This window comes from Eubacterium multiforme, assembly GCF_030813415.1.
Lineage (GTDB): Bacteria > Bacillota > Clostridia > Clostridiales > Clostridiaceae > Clostridium > Clostridium multiforme.
Genome location: NZ_JAUSUF010000018.1, coordinates 1 through 15,680, shown reverse-complemented (window position 1 = coordinate 15,680; position 15,680 = coordinate 1). Strand labels below are relative to the sequence as shown.

Here is a 15,680-nt window from a genome sequence, read left to right as displayed (position 1 = left end):
GATTTAACTATCTTCATTTAGTTTTTTACCATAGTGATATTCTAAATAAATTAAAAGTACAGAAATATCTGCTGGGGAAACTCCTGAAATTCTTGATGCTTGCCCTATACTTATTGGTCTAATATTACTTAGTTTTTGAATAGCCTCTGTTCTTAATCCTTTAACATCACTATAATCTATATCATTAGGTAAAAGTTTCTTTTCAAACTTTTTAAATTGATCTACTTGCTCTAATTGATTTACTATATATCCTTCATATTTAGCAATAATATTTATTTGCTCTCCTACATTATCAGGATACTCTGGTCTTTCAGGATCAAGTATTGCAGCTGAGAAATAATCTAACTCTGGTCTCTTTATTAATTCATAGAAACTTATTGGCTTTTTAAGTTCTGTACTTCCAAGCTGAACTAATAATTCATTATTTTCATTTTTATTAGTTATTTGAAGATCCTTTAATCTTTGAAGTTCTGTTTCTATATTATTTTTTCTCTCTAAAAATCTCTTATATCTTTCATCAGATACAAGACCTATATCTCTACCAATTTGAGTTAATCTAAAATCTGCATTATCTTGTCTTAAAAGCAATCTATACTCTGCTCTTGATGTCATCATTCTATATGGTTCATTAGTTCCCTTAGTAACTAAATCGTCCACTAAAACTCCAATATATGCATCAGAACGTGTTAATATCATCGGATCTTTTCCTTGTATTTTTAATGCTGCATTAATACCTGCAACAATACCTTGTGCTGCTGCCTCTTCATATCCTGAACTACCATTTAATTGTCCCGCTCCATAAAGTCCTTCTATATTTTTAAATTCAAGAGTTGGATTTAATTGAGTTGGATCAATTGAATCATATTCTATTGCATATGCAGCTCTCATTACTTCAACATTTTCAAGTCCATCTATAGTTTTTATCATTTCCATTTGAACATCCTCTGGTAATGATGAAGAAAATCCTCCAACATACATTTCTAGAGTATCTTCACCCTCTGGTTCAACAAATATTTGATGTCTTGATTTGTCTGGGAATCTCATAACCTTATCCTCTACTGAAGGACAATATCTTGGTCCTATACCCTTTATAGATCCATTATATATAGGTGATCTTCCTATATTATCTTCTATAACATGATGTGTTTCTGGATTTGTATAAGTTAAATAACAAGATACTTGTTCCCTATCAATATTATCATTCATAAATGAGAATGGTATTATCTTTTCATCACCTTTTTGCTCTATCATTTTAGAAAAATCAACAGATCTTCTATTTACTCTAGGTGGTGTTCCTGTTTTAAATCTTCTAAGTTCTATTCCTAAATCTAATAATGTTTGTGATAAATCATTTGCAGGTAATAGCCCATTAGGACCACTATTATAACTTAAGTCTCCTATTATTATACTTGCTTTCAAATAAGTTCCAGTTGCAAGTATAACAGCTTTACACTTAAATATAGCTCCATTTTTTGACACAGCTCCTGCTATTTTACCATTTTCCACTACTAAATCTACTATTTCTACCTGTCTAACATAAAGATTTTCTTGTGATTCAAGAACTCTCTTCATTCTTTTTTGATATTTTAATTTATCAGCTTGTGCTCTTAATGAGTGAACTGCAGGTCCCTTTGATGTATTAAGCATTCTTGATTGTATAAATGTAGCATCAATATTTACACCCATTTCACCACCTAATGCATCAATTTCTCTAACTAAATGTCCCTTTGCAGTTCCACCTATATTAGGATTACATGGCATCATTCCAATTGATTCTAAATTAATTGTACATATTAATGTCTTTAATCCCATTCTTGCAGATGAAAGAGCTGCTTCACAACCAGCGTGACCAGCTCCAACAACTACAACATCATATTCTTCAGCATTATATCTCATCTAATTCCTCCTATTTTCCTACACAGAATTCACTAAATATCTTATTAACTAAATCTTCCTCAAGTTCAGAACCTGTAATTTCTCCTAAAGCTCTTAAAGCAGATGTTACATATATTGAAATTAAGTCTAAATACTCGTGCATCTTTAATCTATTCTGTGCCTCTTTACAATTTTCTAACGCTCTAATTAATGCTTGCTTATGTCTATTATTTGTTATTATTAAGCTTTCATTATCAACTTCTCCATTAAAGAATAGATCCTTAATCTTTTGTTTTAATTCATCTATCCCAAAACCTGTCATAGCAGATATCTTAATAAAATTATCTAATCCATCTATATTTTCTAAATTAATTTTACTTTCTAAATCTACTTTATTTAATAATGCTATAGTCTTTTTATTTTCTATTGCCTTTATTATTTCTTTATCTTCTTCTTCTAAAGGCCTTGAAGTATCAAGCATTAATACAACTAAATCAGCCTCTTCTATTTTTTCTTTTGATCTTTCTACTCCAATTTTTTCAACAACATCCTCAGTTTCTCTTATTCCTGCTGTATCAGTAATCTTAACTGGAATGCCTCCAAGATTTATATATTCTTCAATTACATCTCTTGTAGTTCCTGGAATATCAGTAACAATAGCTCTCTTTTCTTGAAGAAGAGCATTCATAAGAGAAGATTTCCCAACATTAGGTTTTCCTATTATTGTCATTTTAAGTCCTTCTCTTATAATCTTACCCTCATTTGCACCCTTTAATAACTTTTCCATATCGCTAATTGCCTTCTCAAGGCTTTCTCCTACTTTTATAGGAATAGTTTCATCCGGTTCTTCATCATCTTCTGTAAAATCTACATCATATTCAATATGGGCAAGCACATCAAGTAAATATGCTCTAAGTTTATTTATTTCCTGGGAAAGTGATCCTTCACTTTGCATAACTGCTGATTTCATAGCTAAATCTGTTTTAGCAGTTATAATATCCATAACTGCTTCTGCTTGGCTTAAATCAATTCTTCCATTTAAGAAAGCTCTCTTTGTAAATTCTCCAGGCTCTGCAATTCTTGCACCATTTTTCATTACTTCTTCAAGAACCCTATTAGTAGAGACAACCCCTCCATGACAGTTTATTTCCACAACATCCTCTGCGGTAAAACTTCTAGGTCCTTTCATATAACTTATAATAACCTCGTCAATAACTTCATCAGTTGAACTATCAACAATATTTCCATACTTCATAGTATAAGTCTTCATTTTATTTATATCAAAATTATTTTTTCCTCTAAATATACGTCCAACTATTTCTAATGCTTTATTTCCTGAAACTCTTATAATTGCTATTCCACCTTCACCTTGTGCAGTAGCAATACCACATATAGTATCAAATTCTTTCATTTATTATCCTCCTTAGAAGTTAATTACTTCTATATAATATAACCGAGTTAAAACTAATATCAATTTTACAGAAATATATTTAATAAGTCAAAGCTATATATTGCTTATTTTGAGTTATTCATACAACAGAAAAAAAGAAAGCCAAATTTTTGGCTTTCTTTTACTTATTTAATGCTACTACAACTCGCCTAAATGGTTCCTCGCCTTCACTATAGGTACATACAAACTCATTATCTTGAAGTGCAGCATGTATTATTCTTCTTTCATATGGGTTCATTGGTTCTAGCTTAAATGGTCTCTTGCTTTTCTTTACTTTGCTAGCAGTCTTTAGGGCTACTCTCTTTAAAGTTGCTTCTCTTTTTGCTCTATAATCTTCAGTATCTAATACAACTTTCTTATAAGGAATATCATGTCCCTTATTAACCACTAAAGATATTAAATATTGAAGTGCATCTAAAGTCTCTCCCCTGTATCCAATTATTAAACCCATTTTAGGACCAGTTAGATTAACTTTAATTATGTCATCTTCTTCTACAATTTTCACTTCAGCTAAAATTCCCATAGAATCTAAAATACTTCTAATAAATTGTCTAGCATCTTCCATATAGTCTCTTTTTACTGTAACTTTAACCTTTGCAGGTTTAGTTCCTATAATATTTAAAAATCCTTTTGAACCTTCATCTATTATATCTACTATTACTCTATCCTTAGTAACATTTAATTCTCCTAAAGCATTTTCAATAGCTTCATCAACATTTTTTCCTGTTGATTCAATAAATTTCATATACCCTATTCACCCACTCTCAAATAATAATATTAATATATTTTATAATACTACTTCTTTTTCTTCTTTTTCTTATCATAATCTGGCATTACAAATTTATTTTTCTCTTGTATTTTTGTTTCTTCTGCTACTTGTTGTTCCTTCTTTTTTTTCATTACCGGCTTAACATTTAAGAAGTATGTTTGTACTAATTGATATACTCCTCCAACTACCCAGTAAATAACTAGTAATGAAGGGAAATTTAATGACATAAATCCCATCATTAATGACATACCAATATTCATTGGCATCATATTCATACCTGATGACTCTGTTGCTGGATTTGCTTTAGTCATTAAATATGATGGTATAAAAGTACTAAGCGCAGCTAAAACAGGTAATATATAATATGGATCTTTTCCTGCAAGATCAGGTAACCATAAGAATGATACATCTTGAATTCCTTTTACTTGCATGAAAGTATAATAAAGAGCCATTAATATTGGTAGTGGAATTAACATAGGTAAACATCCACCAGTCATACTAATATTGTTTTCCTTATATATTTTCATCATTTCTGCATTGGCCTTTTGAGGGTCATTTTTATACTTCTCTTGAATCTTTTTAATTACAGGTTGAAATTCCTGCATCTTTGTTGTTGATTTTATTGATTTAATACTAAACGGTAAAACAGCAGTTTTGATTATTACAGTTAATAATATAACTGCTAAAACATAAGCTAACCCTGGATCTGTTACACCAGCATTTATGATAAATGCATGTAATTTATCAAACACTATAGTAAAGAAATCAATTATAGGTTTAAACAATGTCATCATAATTTTTATCCTCCCATACTCTATTTAACAGGATCATATCCACCCTTGCTAAAAGGATTACACCTCAAAATTCTCCAAAGTGCCATAAAGCCCCCCCTGAATGCACCATATTTCTCAATTGCTTCTATTGCATATTGAGAACATGTAGGTACATACTTACAACAAGGATTTTTAAGAGGTGATATATTTTTCCTATAAAATCTAATTAGATTTATTAATACCTTCTTCATTATATAGGCCTGCTTTCTTAAATAAATTCTTCATAGCCTTTTCAACATCATTAAAATTTTTTCCTTTCATATTTGTTCTAGCAATAAATATGAAATCAAAACCTTTTTTTATAGAAGCTTCATTTAATCTATAGCTCTCCATGATTAACCTTTTGCTTCTACTTCTTACTACGCTATTTCCGACTTTCTTACTAACAGAAACTCCTACCTTATTATAAAATTCATTATCTGAATTCTTATTACTTCTATTATTATAAGTATATAATACCAAAAGATTATTTGCTAATGATTTTCCTCTTCTATATACTGTTCTAAATTCACTATTCTTTTTTAATCTGTATATCATGGGTATTTAATACTCCTTTTTTCCTACATTGTAGAAAAAAGGCCACTAAAGTGCGGCCCTTATGCTGTTAATTTTTTTCTACCTTTTTGTCTTCTCTTTCTAAGAATGTTTCTTCCTGATGAAGTCTTCATTCTCTTTCTGAAGCCATGTTCTTTTTTTCTTTGTCTTTTTTTAGGTTGGTATGTCATGAACATTTGCACTACACCCCCTTCAATTAAAAAATTTATATAGCGAAATAACTATACTTCTCTTTATATTTTAGATTTACCTTATCATTATATATATATACCCTTCTTATGTCAAGAATATCGCTATTTGTTGATAAATATATCTATTATATTATAAAAATTGTGGATAACTTATTGAATCCCCTTATTTACTTATGGTATCATAAATAATATATTGTTAATAACTTATTATTTTATAAAACTTATCCACAGCTGTGGATATATCTGTTGATAACTTGTTCTTTTTTTCTTGACAACTTTAATAGTTGCTAATTTTTTTTGCTATAATAGGCATTATTAGCTACTTTTTTACTGTTTAAAGTTTATTTATTGATATTTGTGGATAACTTTAAAATAGATTTTAATTCCACATAATTATCAACATGTGAATAAATTTATATACATATTTTTTTTAAATCTTATATTTGTTAATAACTTGTTGATACCTTGTTATTATCATGTTATTAATTCAATTTATATTAAAAAATTAAAAAAAAATTTTTGACTGGAGGATTAAAAATGGATGCAGAGCTGAAAGAATTATGGGAAAAAACACTGAATATTATAAAAGGAGAATTAAGCGAGGTTAGCTTTAATACATGGATAAAAAGCTGCGAACCTATTTCTATGTCTTCAGATACTATAAAAATCAGTGTTCCTAACGCCTTCACTCAAGAAATACTTGAAAAAAGATATAAAGATTTAGTAGCAAATTCCATAAAAGCTACATGTTCAAAGCTATATAACATTGAGTTTTTAATAGCTTCTGAAATTCAAAATGCAGAAGAAGAAAAATCAGAAAAACAAGCTAAAAAATTAAAGGAAAACAAAAAGATTGTAGTAAATGATGAAATGACTACAAATCTAAATCCTAAATATACATTTGATTCTTTTGTAATAGGTAATAGTAATAGATTTGCTCATGCAGCCTCTTTAGCTGTTGCAGAATCACCAGCTAAAGCCTATAATCCTCTATTTATATATGGGGGAGTTGGACTTGGAAAAACTCACTTAATGCACGCTATTGGACATTATGTTCTTCAAAATAATTCAAGTGCAAAAGTAGTTTACGTATCATCAGAAAAGTTTACTAATGAACTTATAAATGCAATTAAAGATGATAAAAATGAAGAATTTAGAAATAAATATAGAAATGTAGATATTCTTCTTATTGATGATATTCAATTCATTGCAGGAAAAGAAAGAACTCAAGAAGAATTTTTCCATACCTTCAATGCTCTACATGATGCTAATAAGCAAATAATTTTATCATCTGATAGACCACCAAAAGAAATTCCTACATTAGAGGATAGATTACGTTCTAGATTCGAATGGGGGTTAATTGCAGACATTCAAGTACCAGATTTTGAAACTAGGATGGCTATTTTAAAGAAAAAAGCAGATGTAGAAAAATTAAATGTAGCAAATGAAGTAATGGTGTATATAGCTACTAAAATCAAATCAAATATTAGAGAATTAGAAGGTGCCTTAATAAGGATAGTTGCATATTCTTCATTAACAAATAGGGAAATAACTGTAGATTTAGCATCTGAAGCACTAAAGGATATAATTTCTAAAAAACAAAGTAAACACATAACAATAGAAATTATACAAGATGTAGTTGCAAGTTATTTTAACCTAAGAGTTGAAGATTTAAAATCTCAAAGAAGAACACGTAATGTATCTTATCCAAGACAAATGGCCATGTACCTAAGCAGAAAATTAACTGATATGTCTCTACCAAAGATTGGTGAAGAATTTGGAGGAAGAGATCATACCACTGTAATACACGCCTACGAAAAAATTTCAGATAACTTAAATAGAGATGAAAGTTTACAACATACAATTGAGGATTTAACTAAAAAATTAACTCAAGGATAATTTTTTTTCTCTTATTTTAAAGTTATCAACAAATGTAGATAATAGTTATGTAATAACATGTGGATAAAGTAAAAAATTAAATTGCTTGTGAATAACTGTGGATAAGGTACACTTATAGTTACCAACTTATCCACAATATTTTTTTATAAAATGTTGTTGATTTTACTGGGTTTAGACCAGTTATCAACAAATCCACACTTCCTACTACTATTATTACTATAAATTTTATATTTATCTAACTAAACTAAACCAATCTTATCTGTGAATAAGTAAGGAGGATCATAAATGATATTTATATGTGAAAAACACAAACTACAAGAAGGTATTTCAATAGTTCAAAAGGCTATTACTGGTAAATCAACAATGTCAGTATTAGAAGGAATATATATTGATGCTACTAAAGATGGATTAACTCTAATAGGATCTGATATGGATGTTAGTATTGAAACTAGAGTTGAAGCTGATGTAATGGAAGAAGGTAAAATAGTAATTGATGCTAAAATATTTGGTGAAATAATACGTAAATTGCCTAATTCTGACGTAAAAATAGAAACTATGGAGAATGATACAATTCAAATAACATGTGAAAAATCAGTGTTTAACGTAGTTTATATGAATGCTGATGAGTTCCCTGAACTTCCTAGCTTAAATGAAAATATGAAAGTTGAAGTTCCTCAAAACATATTAAAAAATATGATAAAATGTACATCTTTTGCTATAGCTCAAGATGAAACTAGACCAATACTTCAAGGAATTTTATTTGAAGTTAAAAATAGAAATTTAAACCTTGTTGCTTTAGATGGATATAGATTAGCAATAAAAAGTGAATATTTAGATAGTGACTTTGATATAGAAATTGTTATTCCTGGCAAGACTTTAAATGAGGTATCAAAAATATTAGAAGATGTTAATGACTTAGTTCAAATTACATTTACTAAAAACCATGTTTTATTTAACCTTAATAAAACAAGAATAATATCAAGACTTTTAGAAGGTAAATTTGTAAATTACAAATCATTACTACCTCAAGAACATAAATTATTAGTTACTGTAAATAAGCAAGAACTTCAAAATGGTATTGAAAGAGCATCTTTAATGGCCAAAGATGGAAATAACAATTTAATAAAATTAGAAGTACAAGATGAGGCTTTAGTCATAACTTCTAATTCTCAATTGGGAAAAGTTAGAGAAGAAGTTTTGATAAATCTGCAAGGAGATAAAATACAAATTGCATTTAACTCAAGATATCTTATTGATGTTTTAAAGAATTTTGAGGAAGATGAGGTAGTTATGGAAATGACATCAAGTGTAAGTCCTTGCATAATTAAAGCAAAAGATATGGATAATTATAAATACTTAGTATTACCTGTTAGGTTAATAAGATAGAAAAAGGAGGAAGGATTCATGTATAAATATACAAAATTTATACATGAATATCCTATATTTAACATGAAAGAAATTAATATTAATACAGAATTTATAAAATTAGATTCATTTTTAAAATGGGCAGGTGTTGCTTCATTAGGTTCTGAGGCAAAAATTTACATATCAGAAGAAATGGTAAAAGTAAATGGAGAAGTTTGCACTCAAAGAGGTAAAAAATTAAGATCTGGAGATATTATTGAATTCGAAGAAGAAAAATATAAGATAATATAAATTTATAATCTATTGCAAGCCAGAATATCATAAAAATAACCTTTTATTCTTTTATTATGATATAATTAAATGGGTGTTTATAGATGTATGTAAAAAAGCTTAAATTAATAAATTATAGAAATTATGAAAATTTAGAAATAGACTTAGGAAGACATGTTAATGTTTTTATGGGAAACAATGCTCAAGGAAAAACAAATATACTTGAGGCTATATATTATTGCAGTTTTGCAAAATCTCATAGAACATCAAGAGATAAAGATCTTATTAATTGGTCTAAAGATGTGTCATTTATAAGCATAAGTGTTGGGAAAAATCGATTAGATAAAAAGATTGATATTAACATTCTAAAAGATGGTAAAAAAATTATTAAGGTTAATTCTATAAAAATAAATAAAATAGGAGAATTATTTGGTAATTTTAATGTTGTTATGTTTTCACCAGAAGATTTAAAAATAATTAAAGATTCTCCAGGAATAAGACGAAAATTTATTGATATGGAATTATGTCAGTTAGATTCTAAATATTACTATAACTTAGTTCAATATAATAAAGTTATGAACGAAAGAAATATTGTTCTAAAAAATAGAAATCTTGACTTAGATATTCTAGATATATATGACATGCAGTTAGCTGCCTTTGGATCATATATAATAGATAGCAGGTTATCTTATTTAAGTTCTTTAAATAAATACTCTGAAGATATACATAAAGAAATTACTTCAGGAAAAGAAAATATAGAATTTAGATATAATTCTACTATAAAAAATAGTGATAATATTCAAGAAAATTTCTATGAAACATTGAGAAAGAATAGAAAGCGTGACTTGGAAAGAGGAATAACTAGTCATGGGCCTCATAGAGACGATTTCTCAGTTTATATAAATAATGTTGATACGAAGAGTTTCGGATCTCAAGGTCAACAAAGAACAGCGGTACTTACAATGAAATTTGCATCTTTGAGGATTATAAAAGAAATAACAGGGGAATATCCAGTATTACTATTAGATGATGTGCTATCAGAGCTAGATTCTAATAGAAAAAGATATGTTTTAAGTTCTATTGGTGAAATACAAACTATAATTACATGTACTGGAATAGAGGATTTGAATGATTATTTAAATAATGACTCAAAGTTATTTAAGGTGAAAGAAGGAATAGTCTCAAAATAGAAGGAGGAATTCTAAATGTTTTTGCACTTAGGAGAGAATGTTGTAGTTCCTATAAAAGACGTTATTGGAATTTTTGATTTACAAGCAACAATGTATAGTTCTGATACGATTCAATTTTTAAGAATGGCAGAAGAAGATGGATTTGTGGAAAGAATAACAAAGGATAAACCAAAATCATTTGTTATAGCAGAAGTGGATAAGAAAAGTAAGATATACTTATCACCAATTTCTTCATCAACTTTAACTAAAAGAACAGATTTGGAATACAATCCGTAAGTCCAATGTACCTTCATTAAGACAATTCAAAATAAAGTTTAGGAGGAATTTATGTTGGAACAAAACAAACAAAGTTATGATGAAAATCAAATACAAGTTCTAGAAGGCTTAGAAGCTGTAAGAAAAAGACCTGGTATGTACATAGGTAGCACTAGTTCAAGAGGTTTACATCATTTAGTTTACGAAATAGTAGACAATAGTATAGATGAAGCACTAGCAGGATATTGTAAAAATATAGAAGTAACTATAAACGAAGATAATTCTATAACAGTAGAAGATGATGGAAGAGGTATGCCAGTTGGAATACATCCTAAAATGGGAAAACCAACAGTTGAAGTTATAATGACTATTTTACATGCTGGAGGAAAATTCGGTGGAGGCGGATACAAGGTATCAGGTGGTCTTCATGGAGTTGGAGCATCAGTTGTTAATGCCCTTTCAGAGAAATGTTCAGTAACTGTAATGAGAGACGGTAAGGTTTGGAGACAAAATTACGAAAGAGGAATTGTTACTAGTGATTTAGATGTAGTTGGAACAAGTGATAAAACAGGAACAATTGTTTATTTTAAACCTGATAAAGATATATTTGATGAAATAGACTATGATTTTGAAATACTTTCTCAAAGATTAAGAGAGTTAGCATTTTTAAATAAAGGAATAAAGATAATATTAACAGACAAAAGATATGATAAAGAAGAACATTATCATTATGAAGGTGGTATAAAATCATTTGTAGAATATTTAAATAGAAATAAGCAAACACTTCATGAAGAGCCTATATATGTTGAAGGATTAAAAGACGAAATTATGGTTGAGGTAGCACTTCAATATAATGATGGATATAGTGAAAACTTATTTACCTTTGCAAACAATATAGACACAATTGAAGGTGGAACTCATTTAGTTGGATTTAAGACAGCTTTAACTAGAGTATTTAATGATTATGCAAAAAGATTTGGACACTTAAAGGAAAATGATAAGAATCTTTCTGGAGATGATATAAGAGAAGGATTAACAGCTGTAATATCAGTTAAGATAGGAGAACCACAATTTGAAGGACAAACAAAAACTAAACTAGGAAATAGTGAAGTTAGAGGAATAGTTGATTCAATTGTTGGAGAGGGAGTTGGAACATTCCTAGAAGAAAATCCTAACATTGCTAAGATTATTATAGATAAAGCTTTAATGGCAGCTAGAGCTAGAGATGCTGCTAGAAAGGCAAGAGAACTTACAAGAAAAACAGTTCTTGAAAGATCAGCACTTCCAGGTAAACTTGCAGATTGTTCATCAAAAGATCCTATGGAATGCGAAATATATATAGTCGAAGGGGACTCAGCTGGAGGCTCTGCAAAACAAGGTAGGGATAGAAAGTTCCAAGCAATTTTACCTTTAAGAGGTAAAATAATGAATGTTGAAAAGCAAAGATTAGATAAAATATTAAATTCTGATACTATAAGATCAATGGTAACTGCTTTTGGTGCTGGAATAGGTAAAGACTTTGATATATCTAAAATAAGATATCATAGAATAATAATAATGACAGATGCCGATGTTGATGGAGCTCATATAAGAACATTATTATTAACATTCTTCTATAGATACATGAGAGAGTTAATAGATGGAGGACACGTTTATATAGCTCAACCACCATTATATAAAGTTACAAAATCTAAGAAAGATTATTATGCTTACACAGATGGAGAACTTGATGAAATATTAGAATTAGTTGGTGGAAAAGATAATTCAACAAATATTCAAAGATATAAGGGTCTTGGAGAAATGAATGCTACTCAACTTTGGGATACAACAATGGACCCAGAACAAAGAGTATTATTAAAAGCAACTGTAGAGGATGCTATGGCTGCTGATGAAATATTTACAATTCTTATGGGTGAAAAGGTTGAACCAAGAAGAGAATTCATCCAAGAAAATGCTAAGAAAGTAAGTAACTTAGACGTTTAGTACTAAATACGAGGTGAAGTACATGAGTTTTAATGAGGGAAAAGTAATACCCGTAGATATAAAAAACGAAATGAAAAAGTGTTATATAGACTATGCCATGAGTGTTATAGTAGGTCGTGCTCTTCCAGATGTTAGAGATGGTCTAAAGCCTGTTCATAGAAGAATACTTTTTTCAATGCATGAATTAGGATTAGCACCAGAAAAAGGATACAGAAAATGTGCAAGAATAGTTGGGGAAGTTTTAGGTAAGTATCACCCACATGGTGATACATCAGTATATGACGCATTAGTTAGAATGGCTCAAGATTTCTCAATGAGATATATGCTTGTAGATGGTCATGGTAACTTTGGATCAGTTGACGGTGATAGTGCAGCTGCAATGAGATATACAGAAGCAAAAATGAATAAAATAGCTAGCCAAATGTTAAGAGATATTGGTAAAGATACAGTAGATTTTATTCCAAACTTTGATGGTGAAGAAAAGGAACCTTCAGTTTTACCATCAAGATTTCCAAACCTATTAGTAAATGGTTCATCAGGTATAGCAGTTGGTATGGCAACTAATATACCACCACATAACTTAGGAGAAGTTATAGATGGAACAATAATGCTTATAGATAATCCAGAACTACAAATAATTGATTTAATGACAGCTATAAAAGGACCAGATTTCCCAACAGGTGCAACTATAATGGGTAAATCAGGTATAAGATCAGCTTACGAAACAGGTAGAGGTAGAGTAATTGTTAGAGCAGTAGCAGAAATAGAAGAAGAAAATAATAGACATAAAATAATAGTTACTGAATTACCATACCAAGTAAATAAAGCAAGACTTATAGAAAATATAGCTGATTTAGTAAAAGATAAAAGAATTAGTGGAATATCAGATTTAAGAGATGAATCTGATAGAGAAGGTATGAGAATAGTTATTGAACTTAAGAGAGATGCAAATCCTAATGTAGTTTTAAACCTTCTTTACAAACATACTAAAATGCAAGATACATTTGGTGTTACAATGCTTGCATTAGTTGATAATGAACCACAAGTTCTAAATTTAAAACAAATATTAGAAAATTATATTAAATTCCAAAAGGAAGTTATAACTAGAAGAACAATATTTGAACTAAATAAAGCAGAAGCTAGAGCTCATATTTTAGAAGGTCTAATAATTGCTTTAGATAATATTGATGAAGTTATAAGTATTATTAGAGGATCTAAAACAAGTGAGATAGCTAAGAATACTCTTATAGAAAGATTTAATTTATCAGAGAAGCAATCACAAGCAATTCTGGAAATGAGACTTAGAAGACTTACTGGATTAGAAAGAGATAAAATTGAAGAAGAGTATTCAGAACTTATGAAACAAATAGAATACTTAAAATCAATTTTAGCAAGTGAAGAAAAACTTCTTCTAGTAATAAAAGAAGAATTATTAGAAATAAAAGCTAAATACAATGATGAAAGAAGAACAAGTATTGAGAATAATGTAAATGAAATTGATGTTGAAGATTTAATTCAAGAAGAGGAAATAGTAATTACATTAACTCATTCAGGATATGTTAAGAGAATATCATCAGATGTTTACTCAGCTCAAAAAAGAGGAGGAAAAGGAATCCAAGCAATGTCTACAAAAGAAGATGATTTCGTAGAACATGTAATGGTAACTTCAACTCACGCAGATGTATTATTCTTTACAAATAGAGGTAGAGTATATAAATTAAGAGGATATCAAATACCTGAAGCTGGAAGAGCTGCTAAGGGAACTAATGTAATAAACCTTATAGCGATAGAGCCAGATGAAAGAATAGAAACTGTACTTACTGTAAGTGATGTCTATGAAAATGGTTATTTATTTATGGGAACAAAGAATGGTATAGTTAAGAAAACTAATCTTTCAGAATTTAAGAACTTAAGAAAAAATGGTCTTATTGCAATTAATCTTAGAGAAGGAGATGAACTTCTAAAGGTTAAAATGACAAGGGGAGACGCTAATATAGTAATGGTAACTCAAGATGGTTTAGCAATAAAATTCAATGAAGAAAATGTTAGACCTATGGGTAGAACTGCATCAGGAGTTAAAGCTATAAGCTTAAATGATGGTGATATGGCAGTATGTATGGATATAGCTGTTGACGAAGAAGATCTATTAGTAGTTAGTGAAAATGGATTTGGTAAAAGAACACCTATAAGTGAATATAAGGTTCAACATAGAGGTGGTAAAGGACTAATGACATATAAAATATCAGATAAAACTGGTAAGTTAGTAGGAGCTACTGTATGTAAGAGCGAAGATGAGCTTATGTTAATAAATACTAGTGGTGTAGCAATAAGAATTAATATTGAAGATGTTTCAGTAACAGGAAGGGCTACAATGGGAGTTAAGTTAATGAGAACTCTTGATGAAGAACAAGTTGTTGCTATTACAAAAATTACTGGTGATGAAGATGATAATTTAGATAGTGAAGTTCAAACAGAATTAGGAATAAATGAAGATGATAAAGATACTTCAGATAATTCTATAAATGAATTAATTGAAAGAGCAACTAGCAACGAAGAATAAAATAAGAATAAAAAAGTCTCAGGAAATATAATTTTTCTGAGACTTTTTTTTGTTTTTACATATTAAAATTTATTTTAAGTTAGATATTTTAAAGATATAAGCTCTATATTTAATTAAAAAAACTAAGTTTTAGTTAGATTTTATAAGCTAAATTATAAAATTATAAAGTAATCTTATCCAGGCGTATCAATATAAAAAAAACAAAGGAAAATAAAGAAAAACAAAGAAAAATAAGTATAATTTTGTGTAAATTAAAAAATAAATTTATTAATAAGATAATTATATGATATTATAAATCTCGTCGCTGATGCGAAAACAAAACAACTTAAAAACAAAATAAATTGTTTAAAAAGTTGTTGACAAGATTTCGAAAAGGTGATAAGATTTAATAGTCGCTTGAGGGCGACGAGATAAAATGGTCTTTGAAAATTGAACAGAATATATAGAATACATTTAGAACCAGCAATTCTTTTTATTAAAGTAAG

At 28.9% G+C, this 15,680-nt stretch carries 14 protein-coding genes; 7 read left to right on the top strand and 7 right to left on the bottom strand.

Annotated elements, in window-relative coordinates:
* Positions 1–3 precede the first annotated feature (3 nt).
* The 7 genes from mnmG to rpmH form a co-directional block, all read right to left on the bottom strand.
* Complete coding sequence (gene mnmG / locus J2S18_RS15160) at positions 4–1,896, bottom strand: tRNA uridine-5-carboxymethylaminomethyl(34) synthesis enzyme MnmG (RefSeq protein ID WP_307488082.1); 1,893 nt, start codon at positions 1,894–1,896, stop codon at positions 4–6.
* Between the two features lie 10 nt (positions 1,897–1,906).
* Positions 1,907–3,286, bottom strand: a complete 1,380-nt coding sequence (gene mnmE / locus J2S18_RS15155) for a tRNA uridine-5-carboxymethylaminomethyl(34) synthesis GTPase MnmE (RefSeq protein WP_307488081.1) — start codon at positions 3,284–3,286, stop codon at positions 1,907–1,909.
* Positions 3,287–3,446: 160 nt separating this feature from the next.
* Positions 3,447–4,070, bottom strand: coding sequence for an RNA-binding cell elongation regulator Jag/EloR (gene jag / locus J2S18_RS15150; RefSeq protein ID WP_307488079.1), 624 nt, complete (start codon positions 4,068–4,070; stop codon positions 3,447–3,449).
* A 50-nt stretch (positions 4,071–4,120) separates the two neighbouring features.
* The gene (gene yidC, locus J2S18_RS15145; RefSeq protein ID WP_370873856.1) at positions 4,121–4,879 is read right to left on the bottom strand and encodes a membrane protein insertase YidC; all 759 of its coding nucleotides are present in this window, start codon (positions 4,877–4,879) and stop codon (positions 4,121–4,123) included.
* Between the two features lie 29 nt (positions 4,880–4,908).
* Positions 4,909–5,118 carry a membrane protein insertion efficiency factor YidD gene (yidD, locus tag J2S18_RS15140; RefSeq protein WP_307488075.1) on the bottom strand — a complete coding sequence of 70 codons (210 nt, stop codon included), beginning with the start codon at positions 5,116–5,118 and terminating at the stop codon, positions 4,909–4,911.
* Complete coding sequence (gene rnpA / locus J2S18_RS15135; RefSeq protein ID WP_307488074.1) at positions 5,090–5,464, bottom strand: ribonuclease P protein component; 375 nt, start codon at positions 5,462–5,464, stop codon at positions 5,090–5,092. The genes yidD and rnpA overlap by 29 nt, the downstream gene beginning before the upstream one ends.
* A gap of 59 nt (positions 5,465–5,523) precedes the next feature.
* A complete protein-coding gene (rpmH, locus tag J2S18_RS15130) occupies positions 5,524–5,658 on the bottom strand; it encodes a 50S ribosomal protein L34 (RefSeq protein ID WP_204596477.1) in 135 nt (44 codons plus the stop codon).
* Between the two features lie 552 nt (positions 5,659–6,210).
* Between rpmH and dnaA the strand changes: the two genes are divergently transcribed.
* The 7 genes from dnaA to gyrA all read left to right on the top strand — a co-directional run bounded on the left by dnaA (position 6,211) and on the right by gyrA (position 15,195).
* Complete coding sequence (gene dnaA / locus J2S18_RS15125; RefSeq protein WP_307488071.1) at positions 6,211–7,572, top strand: chromosomal replication initiator protein DnaA; 1,362 nt, start codon at positions 6,211–6,213, stop codon at positions 7,570–7,572.
* 285 nt (positions 7,573–7,857) lie between these two features.
* Complete coding sequence (dnaN, locus tag J2S18_RS15120) at positions 7,858–8,958, top strand: DNA polymerase III subunit beta (protein ID WP_307488070.1); 1,101 nt, start codon at positions 7,858–7,860, stop codon at positions 8,956–8,958.
* A gap of 63 nt (positions 8,959–9,021) precedes the next feature.
* Entirely contained in the window at positions 9,022–9,228 is a 207-nt protein-coding gene (gene yaaA, locus J2S18_RS15115; protein WP_307488115.1) for a S4 domain-containing protein YaaA, read from the top strand.
* 83 nt (positions 9,229–9,311) lie between these two features.
* On the top strand, positions 9,312–10,397 hold the full coding sequence (gene recF / locus J2S18_RS15110; RefSeq protein WP_307488069.1) for a DNA replication/repair protein RecF: 1,086 nt from the start codon (positions 9,312–9,314) through the stop codon (positions 10,395–10,397).
* 15 nt (positions 10,398–10,412) lie between these two features.
* Complete coding sequence (remB, locus tag J2S18_RS15105; RefSeq protein WP_307488068.1) at positions 10,413–10,673, top strand: extracellular matrix regulator RemB; 261 nt, start codon at positions 10,413–10,415, stop codon at positions 10,671–10,673.
* 51 nt (positions 10,674–10,724) lie between these two features.
* Positions 10,725–12,635, top strand: coding sequence for a DNA topoisomerase (ATP-hydrolyzing) subunit B (gyrB, locus tag J2S18_RS15100; RefSeq protein ID WP_307488066.1), 1,911 nt, complete (start codon positions 10,725–10,727; stop codon positions 12,633–12,635).
* 22 nt (positions 12,636–12,657) lie between these two features.
* Positions 12,658–15,195, top strand: a complete 2,538-nt coding sequence (gene gyrA / locus J2S18_RS15095; protein WP_307488064.1) for a DNA gyrase subunit A — start codon at positions 12,658–12,660, stop codon at positions 15,193–15,195.
* The last annotated feature ends 485 nt before the right edge of the window (positions 15,196–15,680 follow it).

Coding starts and splice junctions, on each gene's coding strand:
- mnmG (WP_307488082.1), bottom strand. CDS start 1,896: ATGAGATATAATGCTGAAGAATATGATGTTGTAGTTGTTGGAGCTGGT.
- gyrA (WP_307488064.1), top strand. CDS start 12,658: ATGAGTTTTAATGAGGGAAAAGTAATACCCGTAGATATAAAAAACGAA.
- dnaN (WP_307488070.1), top strand. CDS start 7,858: ATGATATTTATATGTGAAAAACACAAACTACAAGAAGGTATTTCAATA.
- yidD (WP_307488075.1), bottom strand. CDS start 5,118: ATGAAGAAGGTATTAATAAATCTAATTAGATTTTATAGGAAAAATATA.
- recF (WP_307488069.1), top strand. CDS start 9,312: ATGTATGTAAAAAAGCTTAAATTAATAAATTATAGAAATTATGAAAAT.
- gyrB (WP_307488066.1), top strand. CDS start 10,725: ATGTTGGAACAAAACAAACAAAGTTATGATGAAAATCAAATACAAGTT.
- yaaA (WP_307488115.1), top strand. CDS start 9,022: ATGAAAGAAATTAATATTAATACAGAATTTATAAAATTAGATTCATTT.
- dnaA (WP_307488071.1), top strand. CDS start 6,211: ATGGATGCAGAGCTGAAAGAATTATGGGAAAAAACACTGAATATTATA.
- remB (WP_307488068.1), top strand. CDS start 10,413: ATGTTTTTGCACTTAGGAGAGAATGTTGTAGTTCCTATAAAAGACGTT.
- rpmH (WP_204596477.1), bottom strand. CDS start 5,658: ATGTTCATGACATACCAACCTAAAAAAAGACAAAGAAAAAAAGAACAT.
- mnmE (WP_307488081.1), bottom strand. CDS start 3,286: ATGAAAGAATTTGATACTATATGTGGTATTGCTACTGCACAAGGTGAA.
- rnpA (WP_307488074.1), bottom strand. CDS start 5,464: ATGATATACAGATTAAAAAAGAATAGTGAATTTAGAACAGTATATAGA.
- jag (WP_307488079.1), bottom strand. CDS start 4,070: ATGAAATTTATTGAATCAACAGGAAAAAATGTTGATGAAGCTATTGAA.